The organism is Aeromonas sp. 97A (genome assembly GCF_051919185.1).
GTDB classification, from domain to species: domain Bacteria; phylum Pseudomonadota; class Gammaproteobacteria; order Enterobacterales; family Aeromonadaceae; genus Aeromonas; species Aeromonas veronii.
In genome coordinates this window covers 2,512,023-2,532,730 of sequence record NZ_JBQBFF010000001.1, presented here as the reverse complement: position 1 = coordinate 2,532,730, position 20,708 = coordinate 2,512,023, and the positions used below count along the sequence as shown (strand labels likewise).

General features: G+C 59.5%; 16 protein-coding genes. 9 read left to right on the top strand and 7 right to left on the bottom strand.

Going from position 1 to position 20,708, the window contains the following annotated elements; genetic code table 11:
* From lpxA to accA, 5 genes are all read left to right on the top strand, one after another.
* Window positions 1-792, top strand: a complete 792-nt coding sequence (gene lpxA, locus ACTG27_RS11185) for an acyl-ACP--UDP-N-acetylglucosamine O-acyltransferase (protein WP_005338557.1) — start codon at window positions 1-3, stop codon at window positions 790-792.
* Window positions 785-1,924, top strand: coding sequence for a lipid-A-disaccharide synthase (gene lpxB / locus ACTG27_RS11180; RefSeq protein ID WP_076492919.1), 1,140 nt, complete (start codon window positions 785-787; stop codon window positions 1,922-1,924). The genes lpxA and lpxB overlap by 8 nt, the downstream gene beginning before the upstream one ends.
* A gap of 119 nt (window positions 1,925-2,043) precedes the next feature.
* Window positions 2,044-2,634 (top strand): ribonuclease HII, encoded by a 591-nt coding sequence (gene rnhB / locus ACTG27_RS11175; RefSeq protein WP_323895581.1) that lies wholly within the window; start codon window positions 2,044-2,046, stop codon window positions 2,632-2,634.
* A 38-nt stretch (window positions 2,635-2,672) separates the two neighbouring features.
* Complete coding sequence (gene dnaE / locus ACTG27_RS11170; protein WP_421264867.1) at window positions 2,673-6,152, top strand: DNA polymerase III subunit alpha; 3,480 nt, start codon at window positions 2,673-2,675, stop codon at window positions 6,150-6,152.
* A 15-nt stretch (window positions 6,153-6,167) separates the two neighbouring features.
* Window positions 6,168-7,118: an acetyl-CoA carboxylase carboxyl transferase subunit alpha gene (gene accA, locus ACTG27_RS11165; protein WP_005338549.1), complete on the top strand. Its 951-nt coding sequence runs from the start codon at window positions 6,168-6,170 to the stop codon at window positions 7,116-7,118.
* Between the two features lie 287 nt (window positions 7,119-7,405).
* Here accA and ACTG27_RS11160 read toward each other — a convergent pair whose 3' ends face one another.
* Together ACTG27_RS11160 and tal are read right to left on the bottom strand one after the other, a co-directional pair.
* Complete coding sequence (locus ACTG27_RS11160; RefSeq protein WP_005338547.1) at window positions 7,406-7,588, bottom strand: DUF3545 family protein; 183 nt, start codon at window positions 7,586-7,588, stop codon at window positions 7,406-7,408.
* A 160-nt stretch (window positions 7,589-7,748) separates the two neighbouring features.
* Entirely contained in the window at window positions 7,749-8,699 is a 951-nt protein-coding gene (tal, locus tag ACTG27_RS11155) for a transaldolase (RefSeq protein ID WP_227341167.1), read from the bottom strand.
* Window positions 8,700-9,400: 701 nt separating this feature from the next.
* On the opposite strand from tal, the gene ACTG27_RS11150 reads away from it, so the two are divergent.
* Window positions 9,401-10,831, top strand: coding sequence for an alanine/glycine:cation symporter family protein (locus ACTG27_RS11150; RefSeq protein ID WP_042055130.1), 1,431 nt, complete (start codon window positions 9,401-9,403; stop codon window positions 10,829-10,831).
* 62 nt (window positions 10,832-10,893) lie between these two features.
* On the opposite strand, the gene ACTG27_RS11145 is transcribed toward ACTG27_RS11150, so the two are convergent.
* From ACTG27_RS11145 to ACTG27_RS11135, 3 genes are read right to left on the bottom strand one after another with little or no spacing between them, the layout of a single operon-like run.
* A complete protein-coding gene (locus ACTG27_RS11145) occupies window positions 10,894-12,909 on the bottom strand; it encodes a transglutaminase family protein (protein WP_439979677.1) in 2,016 nt (671 codons plus the stop codon).
* On the bottom strand, window positions 12,896-13,891 hold the full coding sequence (locus tag ACTG27_RS11140) for a DUF58 domain-containing protein (RefSeq protein WP_439979676.1): 996 nt from the start codon (window positions 13,889-13,891) through the stop codon (window positions 12,896-12,898). Before ACTG27_RS11140 ends, ACTG27_RS11145 begins: the two co-directional genes overlap by 14 nt.
* On the bottom strand, window positions 13,891-14,820 hold the full coding sequence (locus tag ACTG27_RS11135) for an AAA family ATPase (RefSeq protein WP_439979675.1): 930 nt from the start codon (window positions 14,818-14,820) through the stop codon (window positions 13,891-13,893). Before ACTG27_RS11135 ends, ACTG27_RS11140 begins: the two co-directional genes overlap by 1 nt.
* Before the next feature lie 356 nt (window positions 14,821-15,176).
* Here ACTG27_RS11135 and ACTG27_RS11130 point away from each other — a divergent pair, with 356 nt between their 5' ends.
* The 3 genes from ACTG27_RS11130 (at window position 15,177) to dtpB (ending at window position 19,545) form a co-directional block, all read left to right on the top strand.
* Window positions 15,177-16,349 (top strand): MFS transporter, encoded by a 1,173-nt coding sequence (locus tag ACTG27_RS11130; RefSeq protein ID WP_439979674.1) that lies wholly within the window; start codon window positions 15,177-15,179, stop codon window positions 16,347-16,349.
* Window positions 16,350-16,367: 18 nt separating this feature from the next.
* Window positions 16,368-17,330 (top strand): HTH-type transcriptional regulator YidZ, encoded by a 963-nt coding sequence (gene yidZ, locus ACTG27_RS11125; protein WP_194496765.1) that lies wholly within the window; start codon window positions 16,368-16,370, stop codon window positions 17,328-17,330.
* Window positions 17,331-18,039: 709 nt separating this feature from the next.
* Window positions 18,040-19,545 carry a dipeptide/tripeptide permease DtpB gene (gene dtpB / locus ACTG27_RS11120; RefSeq protein ID WP_236271879.1) on the top strand — a complete coding sequence of 502 codons (1,506 nt, stop codon included), beginning with the start codon at window positions 18,040-18,042 and terminating at the stop codon, window positions 19,543-19,545.
* A gap of 62 nt (window positions 19,546-19,607) precedes the next feature.
* Here dtpB and ruvX read toward each other — a convergent pair whose 3' ends face one another.
* A complete protein-coding gene (gene ruvX, locus ACTG27_RS11115) occupies window positions 19,608-20,030 on the bottom strand; it encodes a Holliday junction resolvase RuvX (RefSeq protein WP_100654327.1) in 423 nt (140 codons plus the stop codon).
* 43 nt (window positions 20,031-20,073) lie between these two features.
* Window positions 20,074-20,628 (bottom strand): YqgE/AlgH family protein, encoded by a 555-nt coding sequence (locus ACTG27_RS11110; RefSeq protein ID WP_236344878.1) that lies wholly within the window; start codon window positions 20,626-20,628, stop codon window positions 20,074-20,076.
* Between the last annotated feature and the right edge of the window lie 80 nt (window positions 20,629-20,708).

The following is a 20,708-nucleotide window of genomic DNA, read 5'->3' as shown; positions in this document are numbered from 1 at the left end:
GTGATCGACCAGACTGCCATCATTCACGATACTGCCATCGTCCATGAGTCTGCCGTGATCGGTAAAGGGGTTGAAATCGGCCCCTTTTCTGTCATCGGCGCCGAGGTGGAAATCGGTGACAACACCTGGGTAGGTTCCCATGTGGTGATCAAGGGCCCGACCAAGATTGGTCGCGGCAACAAGATCTTCCAGCACACCTCCATCGGTGAGGATTGCCAGGACAAGAAGTACGCCGGTGAGCGCACCTTCCTCGAAATTGGCGACAACAACGTCATTCGCGAGAACTGCACCTTCCACCGTGGCACCATTCAGGATCAATCCCTGACCAAGGTCGGCAGCGGCAACCTGTTCATGGTCAACGTTCATGTTGCCCACGACTGCATCATCGGTGACAACTGCATCTTCGCCAACAACGCGACCCTGGCGGGCCACGTGGTGATCGGTGACTTCGTGATCTTCGGTGGTCTCTCCGCCATTCACCAGTTCGGCCGCGTCGGTTCCCACGCCTTCGTCGGTGGCTGCGCCGCACTGAACAAGGACGTGCCGCCCTACGTGATGGCCGCCGGCAACTACGCCAAGCCGTTCGGGGTCAACTCCGAAGGTCTGCGTCGCCGCGGTTTCAGCGCCGAGGCCATCTCTGCCGTCAAGCGTGCCTACAAAGAGATCTTCCGTTCCGGCAAGACCATCGAAGAGGTGCTGCCGGTGCTGATCGAGATGGCGCAAGCCGAACCGGCCGTCCAGCTCTATGTGGACTTCCTCAAAGATAACGAGCGCGGGATCATCCGTGCCTGATCCGGTTCGTATCGGTATCGTCGCCGGAGAAGTCTCCGGCGACATTCTGGCTGCCGGTCTGGTGCGCGAGCTGCAGGCCCGCTACCCGGATGCGCAGTTCGAAGGGATCGCCGGGCCGCGGATGCAGGCCCTCGGCGTCAAGGCGCTGTTCGAGATGGAAGAGCTCTCCGTCATGGGGATCACCGAGGTGCTGGGCCGTCTGCCGCGTATTCTCAAGGTCCGTCGCGAACTGCTGCGCCACTTTATTGCCAATCCGCCCGATATCTTCATCGGCGTGGATGCACCGGATTTCAATATCGGAGTGGAGCTGAAACTGCGCCGCGCCGGTATCAAGACGGTTCACTATGTCAGCCCCTCGGTGTGGGCCTGGCGCCAGAACCGCATTCACAAGATCAAGGCCGCCACCGACATGGTGCTCGCCTTCCTGCCATTCGAGAAAGCCTTCTACGACCGCTTCGACGCCCCTTGCCGTTTTGTCGGTCACACCATGGCGGATGATATTCCGCTGGTGCCGGATCAGGCCGCCGTGCGTCGCAATCTCGGTATCGATGCCAATCGCCGCTGGCTGGCGGTGCTGCCGGGCAGCCGCACCGCAGAAGTGGGCTTTATGTCCCCCCTGTTTCTCGAGGCGTGCAAACACCTGACGGTGCGCTATCCGGATCTCGGCTTCATCGTGCCGCTGGTCAACCAGAAACGGCGCGAGCAGTTTATGGCCATCAAGGCCGAGGTAGCGCCGGGTCTCGACATGGTGCTGCTGGAAGGGCAGGGCCGCGAGGCGATGATCGCCGCTGACGTGGTGATGCTGGCCTCTGGCACCGCGGCGCTCGAAGCCATGCTGGTGAAAAAGCCGATGGTGGTGGGCTACAAGCTCAAGCCCTTCAGCTATTGGCTGGCCCAGCGACTGGTAAAGACCGAATTTGTCTCTCTGCCCAACCTGCTCGCCGGTCGCATGCTGGTGCCGGAACTCATCCAGCACGAGTGCACCCCGGAGAATCTGGTGGAAGAGGTGAGCAAGTACTTCGAGCACGACAACAGTGCGCTGGTCAACACCTTCACCGAGCTGCACCAGCTGATCCGCTGCAATGCCGACTCGCAGGCCGCCGATGCGGTGGTGGATCTGCTTGGCAGATAACGCTATTTCGGACCGTCGATTGCGCCGCGCAGCCCGTTAATCCGTTTTCCGAGCGGTAATGCCGCGCCAGTCGACCCCAGTCAGGCCCCACGGGGCCTGTTTTGATTCAAGGCTACAAGATGATGATCGATATTCCTGACGACAAGCTGGTTGCCGGTGTAGACGAAGTGGGCCGTGGCCCCCTGGTGGGTGACGTGGTCACCGCTGCGGTCATTCTCGATCCCGCCAATCCGATCGCGGGGCTCAACGACTCCAAGAAGCTCTCCGAGAAGAAGCGCCTCGCCCTGTTTGACGAGATCAAAGAGAAGGCGCTCGCCTGGGCCATCGGTCGCGCCACTCCGGAGGAGATCGACGAGCTCAACATCCTGCATGCCACCATGCTGGCGATGCAGCGCGCTGTGGCGGGGTTGAAGGTCACCCCCGAGCTGGTCTTTATCGATGGCAACCGCTGTCCGGCGCTGCCGATGGAGGCGCGCGCCGTGGTCAAGGGCGATAGCCTGGTGGCCGCCATCAGTGCCGCCTCGATCCTCGCCAAGGTGACCCGCGATGCGGAGATGACCGAGCTGGACAGCCGTCATCCCAAATATGGTTTTGCCCGTCACAAGGGTTATCCGACCGCTGAGCACCTCGCCATTCTGGCCGAACGGGGCCCGTTGCCCGAATATCGCAAGAGCTTCAAACCGGTGCGCCGCGCACTGGGGATCGAGTAGACCATGCCATTTAGTTTGAGCAGCGAGAGGAGATGACGATGGCTGACCCCCGTTTTATCCACCTGCGAGTCCACTCCGACTTCTCCATGGTCGATGGCCTGCAGAAGATCAACCCCATCATCGGGGCGGCGGCGGCCAACAACATGCCGGCGCTGGCGCTGACCGATCAGATGAACATGTGCGGTCTGGTGCGCTTCTATGGCGCCGCCCACGGCAAGGGGATCAAGCCCATCGTCGGGGCAGACTTCTGGGTGCAGAGCGATGAGCTCGGCGACGAGCAGTTCCGTCTCACCCTGCTCGCCATGGATAACGACGGCTACCAGAACATCACCCTGCTTATTTCCCGCGGTTACCAGCGCGGCCACGTGCAGGGGCGTCCGGTTATTGACAAGAGCTGGCTCGCCGAGCATGCCAAGGGGGTGATCGTCCTCTCCGGCGGCCGCGAGGGGGATGTGGGCAAGTTCCTGCTCAAGGGCAACCGGCAGATGACCGAGCAGTGCGTCGCCTTCTATCAGACCCACTTCCCCGATGCCTACTACCTCGAGCTGCTGCGCACCGGTCGACCCGACGAAGAGGTCTATCTGCACATGGCGGTGGCCATTGCCACCGAGTTCGAGCTGCCGGTAGTCGCCACCAACGAGGTGGTGTTCCTCAACGCCGATGACTTCGATGCCCACGAGATCCGGGTTGCCATCCACGATGGCTATACCCTGATGGACAAACGCCGCCCCCGTCGCTACAGCCCCCAGCAGTACCTGCGCAGTCAGGAGGAGATGGCGGAGCTGTTTGCCGACATTCCCGAAGCGCTGGAAAACACGGTGGAGATCGCCAAGCGCTGCAACGTGACGGTGCGTCTCGGCGAATACTTCCTGCCCAACTTCCCGACCGGCGACATGACTACCGAAGATTTTCTGGTGGCCAAGTCGAAAGAGGGTCTGGAGGAACGTCTCGAGTTCCTGTTCCCGGATCCGCAAGTGCGTGCCGAGCGTCGTCCCGAGTATGACGAGCGTCTCGACATCGAGCTGAAAGTGATCAACCAGATGGGCTTCCCGGGTTACTTCCTCATCGTGATGGAGTTTATCCAGTGGTCCAAGGACAACGGTATCCCCGTTGGTCCGGGGCGGGGCTCGGGGGCGGGCTCTCTGGTGGCTTATGCCCTCAAGATCACCGACCTCGACCCGCTGGAATTTGACCTGCTGTTCGAACGTTTCCTGAACCCCGAGCGGGTATCCATGCCCGACTTCGACGTCGACTTCTGCATGGACCGACGCGATGAGGTGATCGAGCACGTCTCCGACATGTATGGCCGGGATGCGGTCTCCCAGATCATCACCTTCGGCAGCATGGCGGCCAAGGCGGTGGTGCGGGACGTAGGCCGGGTGCTGGGTCACGCTTACGGATTTGTGGATCGCATCTCCAAGCTGATCCCGCCGGATCCGGGGATGACGCTGGCCAAGGCATTCGAGGCCGAGCCCAAGCTGCCCGAGCTCTACGAGCAGGATGAGGAGGTCAAAGACCTCATCGACATGGCCCGTCGCCTCGAAGGGGTGGTGCGCAACGCCGGTAAACATGCCGGTGGCGTGGTGATCGCACCCACCAAGATCACCGACTTTGCGCCGCTCTACTGCGATGACGAAGGCCATCACCCGGTCACCCAGTTTGACAAGAACGATGTGGAATACGCCGGTCTGGTGAAGTTCGACTTCCTGGGTCTGCGCACCCTCACCATCATCGACTGGGCGCTCGGCATGATCAACCCGCGTCTTGCCAAAGAGGGCAAGCCGCCGGTGGACATTGCCGCCATCCCCATCGATGACAAGAAGTCGTTCGACCTGCTGCAGCGCTACGAGACCACAGCGGTATTCCAGCTGGAATCCCGCGGCATGAAGGATCTCATCAAGCGGCTGCGCCCCGACTGTTTCGAAGACATGATCGCACTGGTGGCCCTGTTCCGACCGGGCCCGCTCCAGTCAGGCATGGTGGATAACTTCATCGACCGCAAGCACGGTAATGAAGCGATCTCCTATCCGGACGAGAAGTGGCAGCACGAGAGCCTGAAACCGATTCTGGAACCGACCTACGGCATCATCCTCTATCAGGAGCAGGTGATGCAGATCGCCCAGACCCTGGCGGGATATACCCTGGGTGGCGCGGACATGCTGCGCCGGGCGATGGGTAAGAAAAAGCCCGAGGAGATGGCCAAGCAGCGGGCCGGTTTCGAGGAGGGCGCCGTCAAGAATGGCGTCGACGGCGAACTGGCGATGAAGATCTTCGATCTGGTGGAGAAGTTTGCCGGCTACGGCTTTAACAAATCCCACTCCGCCGCCTACGCGCTGGTCTCCTACCAGACCCTCTGGCTCAAGACCCACTTCCCGGCCGAGTTTATGGCAGCGGTAATGACCGCCGATATGGACAACACCGACAAGATCGTGACCCTGGTAGACGAGTGCCAGCGGATGGGGCTGACGGTGATCCCGCCGGATGTGAACACCGGTCGCTATCGCTTCTCAGTCAACGAAGATGGTCATATCGTCTACGGCATCGGGGCGGTGAAAGGGGTCGGTGAAGGCCCCATCGACGCTATCCTCAGCGCCCGGGATCAGGACGGCCCGTTCCGCGATCTGTTCGACTTCTGCAACCGGGTCGACATCAAGAAGCTCAACAAGCGGGTGATGGAGAAGCTGATCCTCTCAGGCGCCATGGATCGGCTCGGCCCGCACCGCGCCGCCCTGATGGCGACCCTTGAGGAGGCGATGCGTGCCGCCGAGCAGCACGCCAAGGCGCAGGCGGTGGGGCAGGTCGACATGTTCGGCGTGCTCACCGAAGAGATTGACGACGTCAAGAAGGCGTTTGCCAACGTGCCGCACTGGCCTGACAAGGTGTGGCTGGAAGGGGAGCGCGAGACCCTCGGGCTCTATCTCACCGGCCACCCCATCAACCAGTACAGCAGCGAATTGCGTCGTTATACCTCGGGTCGCCTGTGCGATCTGCATCCCACCTCCCGGGATACCGTGACCACGGCGGCGGGGCTGGTGATTGCGGCCCGCAGCATGGTGACCAAGCGTGGCAACAAGATGGGGATCTTCACTCTGGACGACCGTTCCGGTCGCCTCGATGTGACCCTGTTCAGTGAAGCGCTGGAAAAATATGAAGAATTGATGCAAAAAGACCGCATTTTGGTGGTTTCTGGACAGGTCAGCTTTGATGACTTCTCCGGTGGCCTTAAAATGTCGGCTCGAGAATTACTGGATATCAACGATGCGAGGGAGCGTTTTGCCAGAGCAATCCGCATCTCCCTCGATGAACAGCGGATTGATGATCGCTTTTTCCCGCGTTTGTGCGAGATTTTGGAGCCCGCCCGTGCCGGAGTCTGTCCGGTTCAGGTAAACTATCGTCGCCCCGGCTCCCGGGTGCGATTGACGCTCGGTACCGAGTGGCGGGTGACGCCCACCGATCAACTGATAGATGACTTGCGAGTCCTGCTTGGACGAGAGCGGGTTGAATTGGTTTTTGATTAGAGGTTCTAAGGCCCTATGAGTCTTTTTCTGGATTTTGAACAGCCGATTGCCGAGTTGCAGGCGCAGATTGATGAACTCAAACATGTGAGTGAAGGCAATCACGCCGTGGATCTGAAAGACGAGATCCGCCGGCTGGAGAAGAAAAACGAAGAGCTGACCAAGAAGATCTTCGGTGATCTGGGTGCCTGGCAGGTATCCCAGATGGCGCGTCATCCCCAGCGCCCCTACACCTTTGACTATATCGAGCATATCTTCACCGATTTCGACGAGTTGGCTGGCGATCGCGCCTATGCCGATGACAAGGCTATCGTCGGCGGCATCGCCCGTCTCGACGGTGAGCCGGTGATGGTGATTGGTCACCAGAAGGGTCGCGAGACCAAAGAGAAGATCAAGCGTAACTTCGGCATGCCGCGTCCGGAAGGATACCGCAAGGCCCTGCGTCTGATGGAGATGGCCGAGCGCTTCAAGATGCCGATCATCACCTTTATCGATACCCCGGGCGCTTACCCCGGCGTCGGTGCCGAAGAGCGTGGTCAGTCCGAAGCGATTGCCCGCAACCTGAAAGTGATGGCCGGTTTGACCGTGCCGGTTGTCTGCACCGTGATTGGTGAGGGTGGCTCCGGTGGTGCGCTGGCAATCGGCGTGGGTGACCGGGTCAACATGCTGCAGTACTCCACCTACTCCGTCATCTCGCCGGAAGGGTGTGCCTCCATCCTGTGGAAGAGTGCCGACAAGGCCTCTGTGGCTGCCGAAGCGATGGGTATCACTGCCCAGCGTCTGAAAGAGCTCAAGCTGATCGACCACGTGATCGACGAGCCCCTCGGCGGTGCCCACCGCGATGTGGAGAAGATGGCCAAAAACCTCAAGGCCCGCATCAAGCAGGATCTGGACGCACTGCGTCCGCTCGATACCGAGCAACTGCTGGAGCAGCGTTACCAGCGTCTGCTGGGCTACGGCTACTGCTAAGCGCAGCCGTCAATCCCGAGTATTCAGGCCCCCGTCAGCGACGGGGGCTTTTTATTGCGGTTGATCTGCCATTCAGGTGAGTGCCCCAACACGCCCTGAAACGGCGCAGGTCTACATTCGTGGGTGTGGGGCCGGGTTGGTATGCCACGCTGTTGGTGATGACTGTCATTAGCCTGCAGCATCGTTTGGCATTGCTGGCGGTGGCATGACAAGCCGCTTGATCATCCGATTGCGGCATAAAAAAGCGCCCCGACTGTGCGGAGCGCTTTTACAGGTGTCTGGCGGTATTACAGTTCAATCTCGTCTGTAAGACCTTCATAGGCGATATCGATGGATTGCAGCTCCTTCTGCAGGCGATGTTTGTCTTTCAACGCCTCGATTTCACGCCATTTACGTTTTTTTCCCGTTGTCCCGCGGCTACGCGAACCGAGTTCAACCACCTCGTCATAATCGAAGTTGAACATTTCCATGGCTCCCTCCTTGGTTTTTATCGTTTTCACCACCCGTATAACATAACGAATCTGAAATTAAAACGTTTTCGTGACGACTCTATGACAGCGCTAAAAAAGCCCATGAAAAAAAACCGGGCCCCTTGGTAGGGGCCCGGTTTTTATCAGAAAAAAGAACCGATTACAGGCGGCTTGCCAGCATGGTTTCCAGCTTGCCCTGGTCGATGGCGAACATGCGGATGCCTTCGCCCAGCTTCTCGTGAGCCATGGCGTCCTGGTTCAGTTCCCAGCGGAATTCGGCTTCGGTCATCGGAGTCGGTTTGGCCTTGCGCTCACCGGCGTAGTCCAGTTTGCGTACCACGGCCCCTTCGGCCTTGCTCAGCTCTTCCAGCAGGGCCGGGCCAATGGTCAGGCGGTCGCAACCGGCCAGTTCCAGGATTTCGCCGGTGTTGCGGAAGCTGGCGCCCATCACCACGGTCGGGTAGTCGTGCTGCTTGTAGTAGTTGTAGATGGAGGTAACGGAGACCACACCCGGATCTTCGCTGGCGGTGTAGTCACGGTTGTGCTTGGCCTTGTACCAGTCGAGGATGCGGCCTACGAACGGGGAGATCAGGAAGGCACCGGCTTCGGCACAGGCACGGGCCTGGGCGAAGGAGAACAGCAGGGTCAGGTTGCACTGGATACCCTCTTTCTCCAGTACTTCAGCGGCACGGATCCCTTCCCAGGTGGAGGCCAGCTTGATCAGAATGCGGTCGTTGCTGATGCCGGCTTCGTTGTAAAGACGGATCAGTTTGCGGGCCTTAGCGATGCTGGCTTCGGTATCGAAGGAGAGACGGGCATCCACTTCGGTAGAGATGCGGCCAGGAACGATCTTCAGCACTTCCAGACCGATGTTGACGGCCAGCTTGTCGCCCGCGTCGATGATTTGCTGTGCCTTGTCCTGGCTCTGGGCTTTGGCCCACTTGATGGCGTCTTCGATCAGCGGAACGTACTCGGGGATCTCGGAGGCCTTCAGAACCAGAGAGGGGTTGGTGGTGGCATCGATGGGCTGATAGCGTTTGATGGCTTCGATATCACCGGTGTCGGCAACAACAGTGGTCAGGGCTTTCAGCTGGGTTAATTTATCGGCCATAGCGAATATCATCTCTTAATGAGGGAGTAATCCCTGGGTTGCGGGCTTGAGACGGTGGTTCTGAAATAAAATTACAGGATCTTGGTGCCTCAGGCTCAGAAAAGCGCGATGGGGGCGGCCCATCGTCATTGCCTGCCTAATTAATACTGATGTGGTGCATCCTGCAATAGGGGCGCTTGGTTGTTAAACATTCAAGCTGTTGAGTTATCCCGTTTTATGGCTTGAAACTATATGATTAGTAAGGTTTTTTACATTTCCTTCTGACCTCGATCCAGTTTGCTGTCAGCTGAACTTTTTTAGCCAATATCCATATTTGTGTCGTCGATCACATAAATTATCTCACTACGTACTTGAAATTTAATTACAGCGAAAACGTTTGGCGAAATGTCTCCGTTTGAAAGCCATTTCATGCAAGCGTTTGCGTTTTCGCATAGCTCATCAGGGATATATCAAAATGGTTCTCTTATGGGGCTTAATGATGGCCTGTCTGATTGAATTATTGAGTTTGTTGAAAGTTTGCGATTTAAATGGAGCTTTATGGGCTTTTACCGTTCGTTTTTTGTGTCTCGCGTGACCGGGATCACTATTCCGGGCTCTCCCGCTGTGCTAGATTCCGCCCCTTTAGCGAAACGCTAATTAAACGACAGACAGAAAACGGTCAGCGCAGACTGGCCATGGATGTGAATAACAACGAGAGAATTATGGACACCTTGATTGCGATGCTAAACGACCTGATGTGGGGAGCCGTGCTCATCTACCTGCTCATCGGGGTCGGTATCTTTTTCACCTTCCGCCTGGGTTTTATCCAGATCCGTCACTTTGGCCACATGTTTTCCGTGCTGAAAAACAGCCGTAAATCGGACAATGCAGGCATCTCCTCCTTCCAGGCCCTCTGTACCAGCCTTGCCGCCCGTGTCGGCACCGGCAACCTGGCCGGTGTGGCTGTCGCCATCTATCTGGGCGGCCCCGGCGCCATCTTCTGGATGTGGCTGATTGCCTTTATCGGCATGGCGACCGCCTTCGTCGAAAGCACCCTGGCCCAGCTCTACAAGGTCAAGGATGAGGATGGCAACTACCGTGGTGGCCCGGCCTACTACATGGAGAAAGGCCTTGGCATGCGCTGGATGGGGGTGGTGTTTTCGCTCTGCCTGATCCTGGCATTTGGTCTGGTGTTCAACGCGGTGCAGGCCAACTCCATCAGTCTGGCGATGAAGGTGGCGTTTGGTATTCCTGACTGGGTCAGCGGTCTGGCGCTGGTGGCGCTCTCCGGCCTGATTATCTTCGGCGGCATTCGTGGTATCGCCCGTTTTGCCGAGCTGGTGGTGCCCTTTATGGCGCTGGCCTACATCCTGCTGGCGCTGGTGATCGTGGCGATGAACATCACCGAGTTGCCCCATGTCTTCATGCTGATCATCAAGTCCGCCTTCGGGATTGAGCAGGCTGGCTCGGGTGCGCTGGGTTATGCCATCTCCCAGGCGATGATCAACGGTATCAAGCGTGGTCTCTTCTCCAACGAAGCGGGCATGGGCTCTGCGCCCAACGCTGCAGCGACTGCCACTCCCTATCCGCCGCACCCGGCCTCCCAGGGTTATGTGCAGATGCTGGGGGTCTTTATGGATACCATCGTCATCTGCAGCTGTACCGCCGCCATCATCCTGATGTCAGGTCAGTTTGAGCCGGGCTCCGGCGTGACAGGTGTCGAGCTGACCCAGCGGGCGCTCTCTTCCCAGATTGGCAGCGGTGGCAACATCTTTATCGCGGCGGCCATCTTCTTCTTCGCCTTCACCTCTATCGTGGCGAACTACTCCTATGCCGAAACGAATCTGGTGTTCCTCGAGCACAACCACAAGGGCGGCCTGATGCTGTTCCGGATGTTTGTGCTGGGCATGGTGATGTTCGGCTCTGTGGGCGAGTTGCCGACCGTCTGGGCAATGGCTGATGTCTCCATGGGGTTGATGGCCATCGTCAACCTGGTGGCTATCCTGCTGCTCTCCGGCGTCGCCATCAAGCTGGCCAAGGATTACAACGACCAGCTCAGGCTGGGCAAGGTGCCCACCTTTGATGCCAACAAGTACCCCGAGATCCGCTCCCAGCTGGAAGAGGGGATCTGGGACAATCCGACCAAAAAATAACAAGCGGTGAGTCAAACCTCTTGATTAAAACCTGAAGGGGGAGCCGGTGGCTCCCCCTTCTTTTATGAGCCGCTCTTCGGCGGCTGATCCCAGCGCTGGGCGAGCTGTCTGATACGCCGTTGCAACTGGCGCCAGCAGCGCCCTTGTTGCCGGTCGTTGAGGAGGGCATAACGCCAGCGGCGATAGAGCCACGCACTCTTTAGCAGGGGATGGGCAAGGTCGGGGCGCAGCCGCGCCAGCCGCTCGCACCATGCTCCCATGCTCTCGGCAGGCTCTGGGGAATAGCCGCTGCGTTTGCCCCGTTTGAGCAGGGGTTGCCAGATGCGCCGCTCTGGCGGCAGACGGGCGGGCAACAGCAGGGGCAAGCTCACCAGCAGGGCGACCAGCATCAGGCTGGCGAGGATCAACCAGGGAGTGTATCCCGCCAGTGCAGGCCAGCGCAGACCGATTTGCTGCCAGATCTGGCCCGCATCGTAACCAATCACCCTGCGACTCCACTGGTAGTCGATATTGTTGCCCCACCAGCGCAGCTGATTGAGCAGGGCCCAGTTGCGATAACGCTGCAGAGCTAGGGGATCGGCGGCGGTAAACTCGTCGCTCAGGGCCTCCCTCACGCCGCCTTCAATGCGCTCCGGTGCCACTGCCGCCGTGGGGTCGATTCGCCGCCATAAGCCCCCTTCATCGAGATACTCCACCCAGGCGTGAGCATCGAACTGGTGTACAGCCAGATAGTTGCCCGTGGGATTCCACTCGCCGCCGAGATAACCGGTGACCAGCCGTGCTGGAATACCGGCGGCGCGCAGTACGAAAGCGGTCGCCATGGCGTAGTGGCCGCAAAAGCCGCGCTTGGTATCGAACAGGAACTCATCCACCCCGTCACTGCCAAGTCGTGGTGGTGTCAGGGTGTAGTAATAGGATTGGCTGCGAAACTGCGCGAGTAGGGCGGCGACCAGCGCTGCGCGTTCTGGATAGCGCACAGCCAGCCCTTGGCCGTGAGCTCGCGCTCTCGGGTTGCCTCCGGCTGGCAGTTGCAGGTTGCGCTGGGCGGCTTGGTGGTCATCCTCGGGCAGCGCTTCGTCACGGCTAATGCGATAGCGGATTGCCACCTCGCCGCTCCCCTGACGATAGAGGGTGTTAATGGGGGTGAGCAGCACTGGTCCAGTCAGAATAGTCGGTTCACTCAGGGCAAAGGCCCAGCGGTGGCGCTGGGGCTCGGCGATCACCTCGTAGCTCCCGGCGGGTAACGGACTATCTGCCAGTTGAGTGTTGGCCTGTGAAGAGGATGCCAGAAGGGTGAGCCCGGTTTGCACCGGCACTGTCTGCTGCCATGTTTTGACCTCGGGGCTCAGCAACCAGCGCTGACCATCGAAAACTTCTTGGCGCATCACCGGAAAGTAGCGCTCGCGGGCCGGGGGCGGGCCATCGGCAAAAGTGACCCGAAACGCCAGTTCCGATGAGTTGACCAGTTCGCTGATATCGCCGGGGGCCAGCTCTTCCGAGAGCCCCGACAGGGCGCGGCTGGTGGTGGGCATCTGCCAGAGGGGCGGCAGCCTCGGCAGCAGCAGAAACAGAGTGATAAGCAGGGGAAGCGCCAGCAGAAGTGTGCCACCGGCACTGCGCCACGGCCGTTTCTGTTCGGGGGCGACGGCGGCTACCAGCGTGGTTACTGTCAGCCAGAGTGCTACTGTCATTCCGGCCGTCCAGCCGATGCTCTGTCGCTGCACCAGCGCCAGCGCGATAAGAAAGAAGGCGAGCAGCAGCACCAGCTCGATATCCCGCTCGCGCCGTACCTCGATCATCTTGAGGCTATAGCCGAGCCAGAGCAGATTGATCAGGGCGGGCAGGGTGCCCAAGCCACGCCACTGTAGTCCCAGCAACAGCACAGTGGTGATGGCCAGCAGCGCCAACCAGCGGGTAGGAAGGGGCGGCCAGCCGCGCCACAGCATCATGGCCCGGATGCCGAGGGTTGCGGCGCCCACCGCCACTACCCAGATCTGCAGTTGGGGCCAGAGCGCCGCGACCAGCAGCAGCTGTTGCAGGGCGATGAGTGGCAGCAGGCGGCGGTTATCGAGCAGCATCCTGCGTGCTCTTCTGTGGTGTGGCATCGAACTGGGCCAGTGCCAGCAGGCAGCGCTGCACAAAGGCGGCACCGCTATCGGGCCCCAGCGTCTGGTTTGTCAGCGTCAGGGTAAAGGGGATGCCCCGCTTGCCGTAATCGGCGCACCACCAGGCCAGCACCGCCAGCCGCTGCTCCAGATCCCCGCCTGCGACCCGCTGCAAGGTGAGGTGAGTGTCATCCTGCTGCGGTTCATGGAACTGTTTGGTCAGCAGGCCGCGCCCTTGGGCAAGTTGCTTCCAGGCGACTCGGCTCAGTGGCTCACCAGCCTGATGTGCCCGCAGGGTATCGAAGTCGCCAAGGGGGGCGGGTGCAGGCTGGCCCTGCTGACCTTTGTTGTCACCCGACGCTTCCCCCCTCAGTGCCCCGTACTCCGGTTTGGGGGCGAGCCAGCCTTCCAGTTGCAAGTCCAGCAGGGACCAGCAGCGAAACAGGCCGAGAGGGTAGCGGCTTTCAACCCGCAATCGACCAAGGTGCAATGGCCCGCGGCGCGAGCCCGATACGGGTAGGATAACTGTGCTGGGCACAGCGTCGGCCTGTGCCAGCCAGAGGGTGCCTTCGTTGAGGCTAAACCGGAGCGCCTGCACCGGGCGAGGGCTCTGCACCAAGATACGGATCGGCAGCTGGCTACCCGCTTCCCCCAGCACCAGCGGGCCACCCAGCAGCTCCAGCCCCAGCAGGTTGCTGTGGGTGAGCCACATGGCGGCCATAAACAGGCTGCCGAGGCAGTAGGCCACCAGCAGCACCAGATTGTTCTGGTAGTTGGTGCCGAGCAGATAGATGGCGAGCAGCACCAACAGATAAAGCAGCCCCATGCGGGTGGGGAGGATAAAGAGGCTGCGGGTACCCAGCGTGATCTGGCGGGCCGGCGGAATGCGGCGGTCGAGCCAGCGCCGATGCCAGCGGGCTCGCCACTGCTGCCAACGGCTTAGCAATTTGCTCATCAGGGATTGTCCGGATCGATCCGGGCCAGCAATCGCTGGCTCAGGGGACAGGCTTCGCCGTGCTGTACGCCAAAGCTGCCCCGCAGCCGATGCTCGGCCACATAGGGGAAGACTGCCTGCACATCCTCCACCGTGACAAAGCGCCGCCCGGCTACCAGTGCCCAGGCCCGGCTCACTGCCAGCAAGGTCTGGGCTGCCCGGGGGGAGAGGGGCTGTGGCAGATCCCCATCAAAGCGGCTCTGGTGCACCAGCGCCAGCAGGTAGTCGAGGGTGGCATCGGAAACATGGATAGCATCACCTTCCGCTTGCAGGGCAGCCAGCGCGGCGGCATTCAGCATGGCGGGCAACGGGTCAGTCGGCTGGTTGCCCCGCAGTAGCTGGCGCTCCGCTTCTCGCGGCGGAAAACCCAAAGAGAGTCGCACGGCGAAGCGGTCGAGCTGGGATTCCGGCAGTGGATAAGTGCCCGCCTGATCCGCCGGGTTCTGGGTGGCGATGACGAAAAACGGATCGGGGAGGGGATGCGTATTCCCCTCAATGCTCACCTTGCCCTCTGCCATCGCCTCCAGCAGGGCGCTCTGCACCTTTGGGCTGGCACGGTTGATCTCGTCCGCCAGCAGTACCTGGGTGAAGATGGGGCCGGGGTGAAAGCGAAATGTTCGCTGCTGGGGGTCAAAGATCTGCAACCCCAGCAGGTCGGCGGGAAGCAGATCGGCGGTGAACTGCATCCGCCTGCATGCCAGCCCCAGTACCTGTGCCAGCGCGTGGGCCAGGGTGGTCTTGCCCATGCCGGGCAGATCCTCGATCAGCAGATGACCGCGCGCCAGCAGGGTCACCAGCGCGATTTTCAGCTGTAGCGGCTTGCCCAGAATGACTTGCTCCAGTGCCGCCAGCAGCCCAGCAATCTGCTCTTCTCTCTTCATTCCCTTCATACACATTCCCTGTATTGCGTCGCACCTACAGCTTATACGCCCGCAAGGGCGAAGGCGGATAACAGACGGACGGTAAAAGTGCAGCGCAGGGATGGCAATGAGCGGGAGGTGACCCGGTTTATTGCAGAATCCGCTCGATTCAATATGGCCGCCCAGGCACGCAGCTCAATACAATATTTCCTGATTGGAATGTACCGATCGCCATCTCTTCACTAGGTGAGGGCGGTGGGCACCCATATAGTTGCCCCATTGCGACGCGCTGTGTTGCTACCTTTGTCACCACCTTGGCCCCGCCACTGTTCGCCTGTCGCTGTGATCTGGCAGGCATCGGCACGCCAATCTGCTATGGAGCATCCATGCCTGTATTCCTGTTGTGCACTTTTCTGATGATCATCCTCTATCCGGTCGGGATCGATCTCTATCTGGTCGCCGTGCCCCAGATTGCCGATACCCTGCAGGCGAGCGAGGCGCAGATCCATACCGCCTTCTCCATCTATCTGTTTGGCATGGCGGTGACCGTGCTGCTGGGGGGAATGATTGCCGATCGCTACGGGCGGCGCTGGGTGGTGCTCGGGGGGGCGCTGATTTTTGTCATCGCCTCGCTGGTGGCGGGTCATGCAGAAGGGATCAACCAGTTCTACCTCGGCCGTTTCTGGCAGGGGGTCGGGGCCGGTGCGCTCTATATCATGACCTTTACCGTGCTGCGGGACGTGCTGAGTCAGGAGCGGCTGGCGATGGCGCTCTCGATGATCAACGGGGTGATCTGCGTGATCCCGGTGCTGGCGCCGGTGCTCGGTTACCTCATCCTGTCCCATTTTGACTGGCGCGGGATCTTCGTGGCGATGGCGCTGGTGGCTGTCGTCAGCGGTCTGGTGAACTTGTTGCTGCTCAAGGAGACCCGCCCAGCCCGGCAACCGGACAGTGGCGCAGCGCTGCCTTTTGCCCTGCTGCGCTCCCCGCGCTTTATGCTGCTCTCCCTGCTGACCAGTGCCAGTGTGACCGCCATTCTGGTCTATGTCAGCATCTCGCCGCTGATCCTGATGAAGGAGTTTGGTTTCACCACCGAGCAGTACTCCATCGTGATGATGGTGATGGCCGGCGTGAGTATGTCCACCTCCTTCCTGACGCCCCTGCTGTTGCGCTGGTTGGGCAAACAGAAAGTGCTGGCGGTGTCTCATCTCTCCTATCTGCTGGCGGCGTGCTCACTGATCGGCAACTGGCAGGCGGGGGGCGATATCCATCTGTTGCTGCCGGGGTTTGCGCTGGTCTGTGTCGGCTTCTCCTGTGGCTTCGGGGTGGCGATGGGGGAGGCGCTCGATGGTTGCCAGCACAATGTGGCGTTCGCCAGTGCCGTGCTCTGCATCATGCAGATCAGCCTCTCCGGCCTCTACATCTGGCTGCTGGGCCAACTTGGCTTTGCCCCGACCGAGATGCTGATCTGCGCTCTGCTGCTGACACTGCTCAGTTACCTGGCTGTCAAAGGGCTGTTACCATGGCTCGCGCTTCGTGAAGTGCGGTCGCAGGGCTGATGGAAGATGAGAGGGGATATGCGCAATCTGGGTGAACTCGATTTGAACCTGCTGGTGGTCTTCAAGTACCTGATGCAGGAGCGCAGTGTGGCAGGGGCGGCCAAAAAGCTCTGTGTCACTCCGTCGGCGGTGAGCAAGTCTCTGGCCAAATTGCGGGAGTGGTTTGACGATCCCCTGTTTGTGCGGGTGCGGCAGGGATTGCAGCCCACCAACCTCTCCCTGACCCTGGAGGAGGAGCTGAAGGTCTGGTTCCAGCTCACCGACAGCATCACCTCGCTCAATAGCGAGGCGATCCCCGACGGTGCCCGTTTCACGCTGGTGATGGAGTCCCCCTTTTACATCAGCTTCCTGAGCGATCTGCCCATGACCATCTACCAGAAGTACCCCAACTCGGTGGTCAGGATGCTGGGGTGGGATCACCACTCCCTCAACGACATCGTCAATGGCGATGCTGATCTCGGCTTCTGCGCCCGCGAGACCCATGGCCGCTCCCTGGCCAAGGTCAACCGCTTGCCTTATTACATCGATCACGAGGTGCTGTTCACCGATCGCCCGGTGGTGTTCCTGCGCAAGGATCACCCCCTGCTGGAGCAGAAGTGGTCGCTGGAGAATTTTCTGGCCTGCCCCCAGATCAGCATGGTGTGGGAAGCGAACGATACCTGGGCCCTCGACAGCCTGCTGGAGGACGAGGGGCTGAAGCGGGAGGTACCCATCATGGTCTCCAGTTTTGAGCAGGCGCTGCATATTGCCTCCCAGTCGAGCCACGAACTGATTGCGGTGGCGCCTTCCTACTGCGGTGGTTATGCCAGTCGGCATCATGGCAATCTGATCGCCATGCCGCTGCCGCTACCCGAGAAGCTCTACGCCCAGCTGGAGATCGCCTTCATCCTGCTGTGGCACAAACGGCACAATCAGGATGCCAAGGTGATGTGGCTGCGCAACGAGATCCGGCGACTCTACAACGACGAATCGCCACGCTAATGTGGCCGTGACGGTGCCCATCGATCAGCCGGAGCCATCTGCTCCGGCTTTTTGTTGTCGTATCGCCCGGATGAGTGGGCTTTTGCACGACTTAAGTGCCGAGTTCGGGTTCAAGCTGTGTGCCATTCAACTCTCTTCATGCACAGATTGGCCTTGGTTGCACGTCTCGAGTGAAGCTCTTTTCACGAAAAAAATTCATGTGGTTTCATTAGAAAACTTCACTAATGGTCACTTTTAAAGTGTGATCGACCATTAAGTTCCTGTATTTGCAGTGATATAGCATGACCCACCTTGGAATGGCGGGGTTAGATAGCGCCTGCGTAGGTGACTGCCAGTGGAGCACGGAGTTAGCCACCCCCACAGGTCGTCTGTGGCCGTATCATGCTCCGGCTATCTGGCCACCAGCCATGAGTGACGGAGCAGAGGGGAATAAGCATCAAGGTTGATAAACCGGCTTGAGTGAAGGGATGCAGCAAAAGTAGCGCCTGGCGCCGGTAATCGCATAGCGCGATGTTGTTCACCATCCCCCGATAACCCGTAATTGAAACCGGCTAGATGAAAAACACCTTCATCGAACGGGTTGCGTACGCCCGAAAATAGCCAGATTGGCAGGCTGATTGCGCTTACCGTTATGGCAATGACGGACAAAAAATAGTGCGGTAGCTACCACCAGATGAATAAAAATAAATCTCAGCAAAGGCAGCTTAATATGCATCCAGCAACAGCATCCACAGGGTTGTTACAACAACCAAAACCCTTCTTCATGATATTTTTCGTCGAACTCTGGGAGCGCTTCGGTTATTACGGCGTGCAGGGGATCCTGGCGGTCTTCTTTGTACAGCAACTGGGATTTTCCCAAGAGCAATCCTTTATTACCTTCGGCGCCTTCTCGGCGCTGGTATATGGCCTGATCTCGGTCGGTGGCTATGTCGGTGACCATGTTCTCGGCACCAAGCGCACCATGGTGCTCGGGGCTATCGTGTTAGTGGTCGGTTATTTTATGACCGGCCTGTCGATCTACAATCCCGACCTGATTTTCTATGCGCTAGGCACCATCGCGGTCGGTAACTGCCTGTTCAAGGCCAATCCGGCCAGCCTGCTGTCAAAATGCTACCAGCCAAAAGATCCGCGGCTGGATGGGGCGTTTACCCTGTTTTATATGTCGATTAATATCGGCTCCCTTATCTCCCTCTCGCTCGCGCCGGTGATTGCCGATCACTACGGCTATACCGTGACCTATAACCTGTGCGGGGTGGGGCTGATTATTGCGCTGCTCACCTTCTTTGCCTGCCGCAATATGGTCAAGGATATTGGCTCCGAGCCTGATCACCTGCCGCTCAATTACAGCAAGTTGCTGCTGGTAATCGCAGGCTCGGTGGTTATGGTCTTCTTCTGTGCCTGGCTGATGCACCACGTGGTGATCGCCAACATGGTGTTGATGACGGTGACCATCGCCGTGGTGATCTTCTTCTTCCGCGAGGCATTCAGGCTTGACACAGTGGGTCGCAACAAGATGTATGTGGCCTTCGTGCTAATGCTGGAGGCGGTGCTCTTCTATGTGCTTTACGCCCAGATGCCGACTTCACTGAACTTCTTTGCCATCAACAACATGCATCACGAGATGCTGGGCATGAGCGTCAACCCGGTCAGCTTCCAGGCGCTCAACCCCTTCTGGGTGGTGGTGGGCAGTCCGGTACTCGCGATGATTTATACCCGGATGGGCAGCAAGGGGCGGGATCTCACCATGCCGCTCAAGTTCACCCTCGGGATGTTCTTCTGCTCGCTGGGATTTCTGACGGCGGCGGCATCCGGCTGGTGGTTTGCCGATGAGCAGGGGCTGACCTCCCCCTGGTTTATGGTGCTTATCTACCTGTTCCAGAGTCTGGGAGAGCTGATGATCAGTGCGCTGGGACTGGCGATGGTCGCCGCGCTGGTGCCACAACGCCTGATGGGCTTCATTCTCGGAATGTGGTTCCTGACTCAGGCGATGGCGTCCCTGCTGGGTGGCTATGTGGCGACCTTTACCGCCGTGCCGCAAGGGATGACGGATCCGCTGCAAACCTTGCCCATTTACACCGGTGTGTTTGGCAAGATCGGGATGGCGACTCTGCTGATTGCGGTAGTGATGGGGCTGATGGTGCCCTGGCTCAACCGGATGATGAATGCGACGCCGACCGAAGCCGAAGGGCTGGTCGCGGGTCAATCACAGGCGTAATGAGGGGAGGATAGTGCGAGACAAGGCAAGGGCAAGGCGCCCCTTGCCTTGCTATTGATGGTTTAGTTGTACTGCTCTTCCATCCAGGCTTCGACGATCAGCTGCGCCGAGACGCCATCCACACTGCCTTTTTCCAGCGCGCGATAGCCACCTTGCTCAAACAGCCGGGCACGGGCATCTGTGGTGGTGAGTCGCTCATCCTTGAACTCCACCGGCTTGCCGAAGCGGCCATGCAGCCGGTTGCCAAACTTGCGCGCCCGAACCGTGATCTCCTGATCGGTGCCATCCATGTTCAGCGGTAAACCGACCACCAGCAGGTCCGGTTGCCACTCCTTGAGCAGCTTCTCAATCTCGTCCCAATTGGGGATGCCGTCGTTGGCCTTGAGGGCGCGCAGAGGTTGGGCTGTGCCAGTCAGCTCCTGACCGATGGCGACGCCAATGCTCTTGGTGCCATAGTCAAAGCCCATGATGCTGCGTGATGACATAACTGATAAATCCTCGAAATAGAGAGCGGAGCGGGCCAGCCGATCAGCTGTGGCCGACGTCGCTGGAGAGGTGAACCGGATTCACCCCTATGCTGGCGGCGGCTTGCTGCCAACGTTTGTGAATGGGGGTTTTGAACACCAGATCCGGATTGGGGGGGATCACCAGCCAGGCGCCGTCTACCAATTCCTGCTCCAGCTGACCGGCACTCCAGCCTGCATAGCCAAGGGCCACCAGCCAATGGGCAGGGGCCTCGCTCGTACCCAGAGTTTCCAGAATATCCTTGGAGGTGGTCACCATCATCTCATCCCCCACCTGCAGGGTGGAGTTGAAACCGGGGCGGAAGCTGTGCAGCACGAAGCCGCGATCGGCATGAACCGGCCCTCCTTGCAACACCGGTTGCTTGAGCTCCGGACTGGCGGGTGGGTTCAGTTTGAGCTGGGTCAGCATGGTTTCCAGCGACATCTCGACCGGAATGTTGACCACCAGCCCCATGGCCCCCTCTTCGTTGTGCTCGCACAGATAGACCAGCGAGCGCTCGAAATAGGGATCCGTCAGGCTTGGCATGGCAAGCAGGAAGTGATTTTGCAGTGTTTGCATAGAGGCCAAATAGTGCAAAGGTATTTGAGGTCAATTATGGCAGTTGATCCCCATGGGAAAAACCGCTTTTTGGGGCTGGG

What these genes read in the sequence shown, in the direction of transcription:
- dnaE (WP_421264867.1), top strand. Translation starts at nt 2,673, where the DNA reads ATGGCTGACCCCCGTTTTATCCACCTGCGAGTCCACTCCGACTTCTCC.
- ACTG27_RS11110 (WP_236344878.1), bottom strand. Translation starts at nt 20,628, where the DNA reads ATGCAAACACTGCAAAATCACTTCCTGCTTGCCATGCCAAGCCTGACG.
- ACTG27_RS11145 (WP_439979677.1), bottom strand. Translation starts at nt 12,909, where the DNA reads ATGCTGCTCGATAACCGCCGCCTGCTGCCACTCATCGCCCTGCAACAG.
- ACTG27_RS11140 (WP_439979676.1), bottom strand. Translation starts at nt 13,891, where the DNA reads ATGAGCAAATTGCTAAGCCGTTGGCAGCAGTGGCGAGCCCGCTGGCAT.
- ACTG27_RS11160 (WP_005338547.1), bottom strand. Translation starts at nt 7,588, where the DNA reads ATGGAAATGTTCAACTTCGATTATGACGAGGTGGTTGAACTCGGTTCG.
- dtpB (WP_236271879.1), top strand. Translation starts at nt 18,040, where the DNA reads ATGCATCCAGCAACAGCATCCACAGGGTTGTTACAACAACCAAAACCC.
- ACTG27_RS11135 (WP_439979675.1), bottom strand. Translation starts at nt 14,820, where the DNA reads ATGAAGGGAATGAAGAGAGAAGAGCAGATTGCTGGGCTGCTGGCGGCA.
- ACTG27_RS11130 (WP_439979674.1), top strand. Translation starts at nt 15,177, where the DNA reads ATGCCTGTATTCCTGTTGTGCACTTTTCTGATGATCATCCTCTATCCG.
- rnhB (WP_323895581.1), top strand. Translation starts at nt 2,044, where the DNA reads ATGATGATCGATATTCCTGACGACAAGCTGGTTGCCGGTGTAGACGAA.
- ACTG27_RS11150 (WP_042055130.1), top strand. Translation starts at nt 9,401, where the DNA reads ATGGACACCTTGATTGCGATGCTAAACGACCTGATGTGGGGAGCCGTG.
- accA (WP_005338549.1), top strand. Translation starts at nt 6,168, where the DNA reads ATGAGTCTTTTTCTGGATTTTGAACAGCCGATTGCCGAGTTGCAGGCG.
- ruvX (WP_100654327.1), bottom strand. Translation starts at nt 20,030, where the DNA reads ATGTCATCACGCAGCATCATGGGCTTTGACTATGGCACCAAGAGCATT.
- yidZ (WP_194496765.1), top strand. Translation starts at nt 16,368, where the DNA reads ATGCGCAATCTGGGTGAACTCGATTTGAACCTGCTGGTGGTCTTCAAG.
- tal (WP_227341167.1), bottom strand. Translation starts at nt 8,699, where the DNA reads ATGGCCGATAAATTAACCCAGCTGAAAGCCCTGACCACTGTTGTTGCC.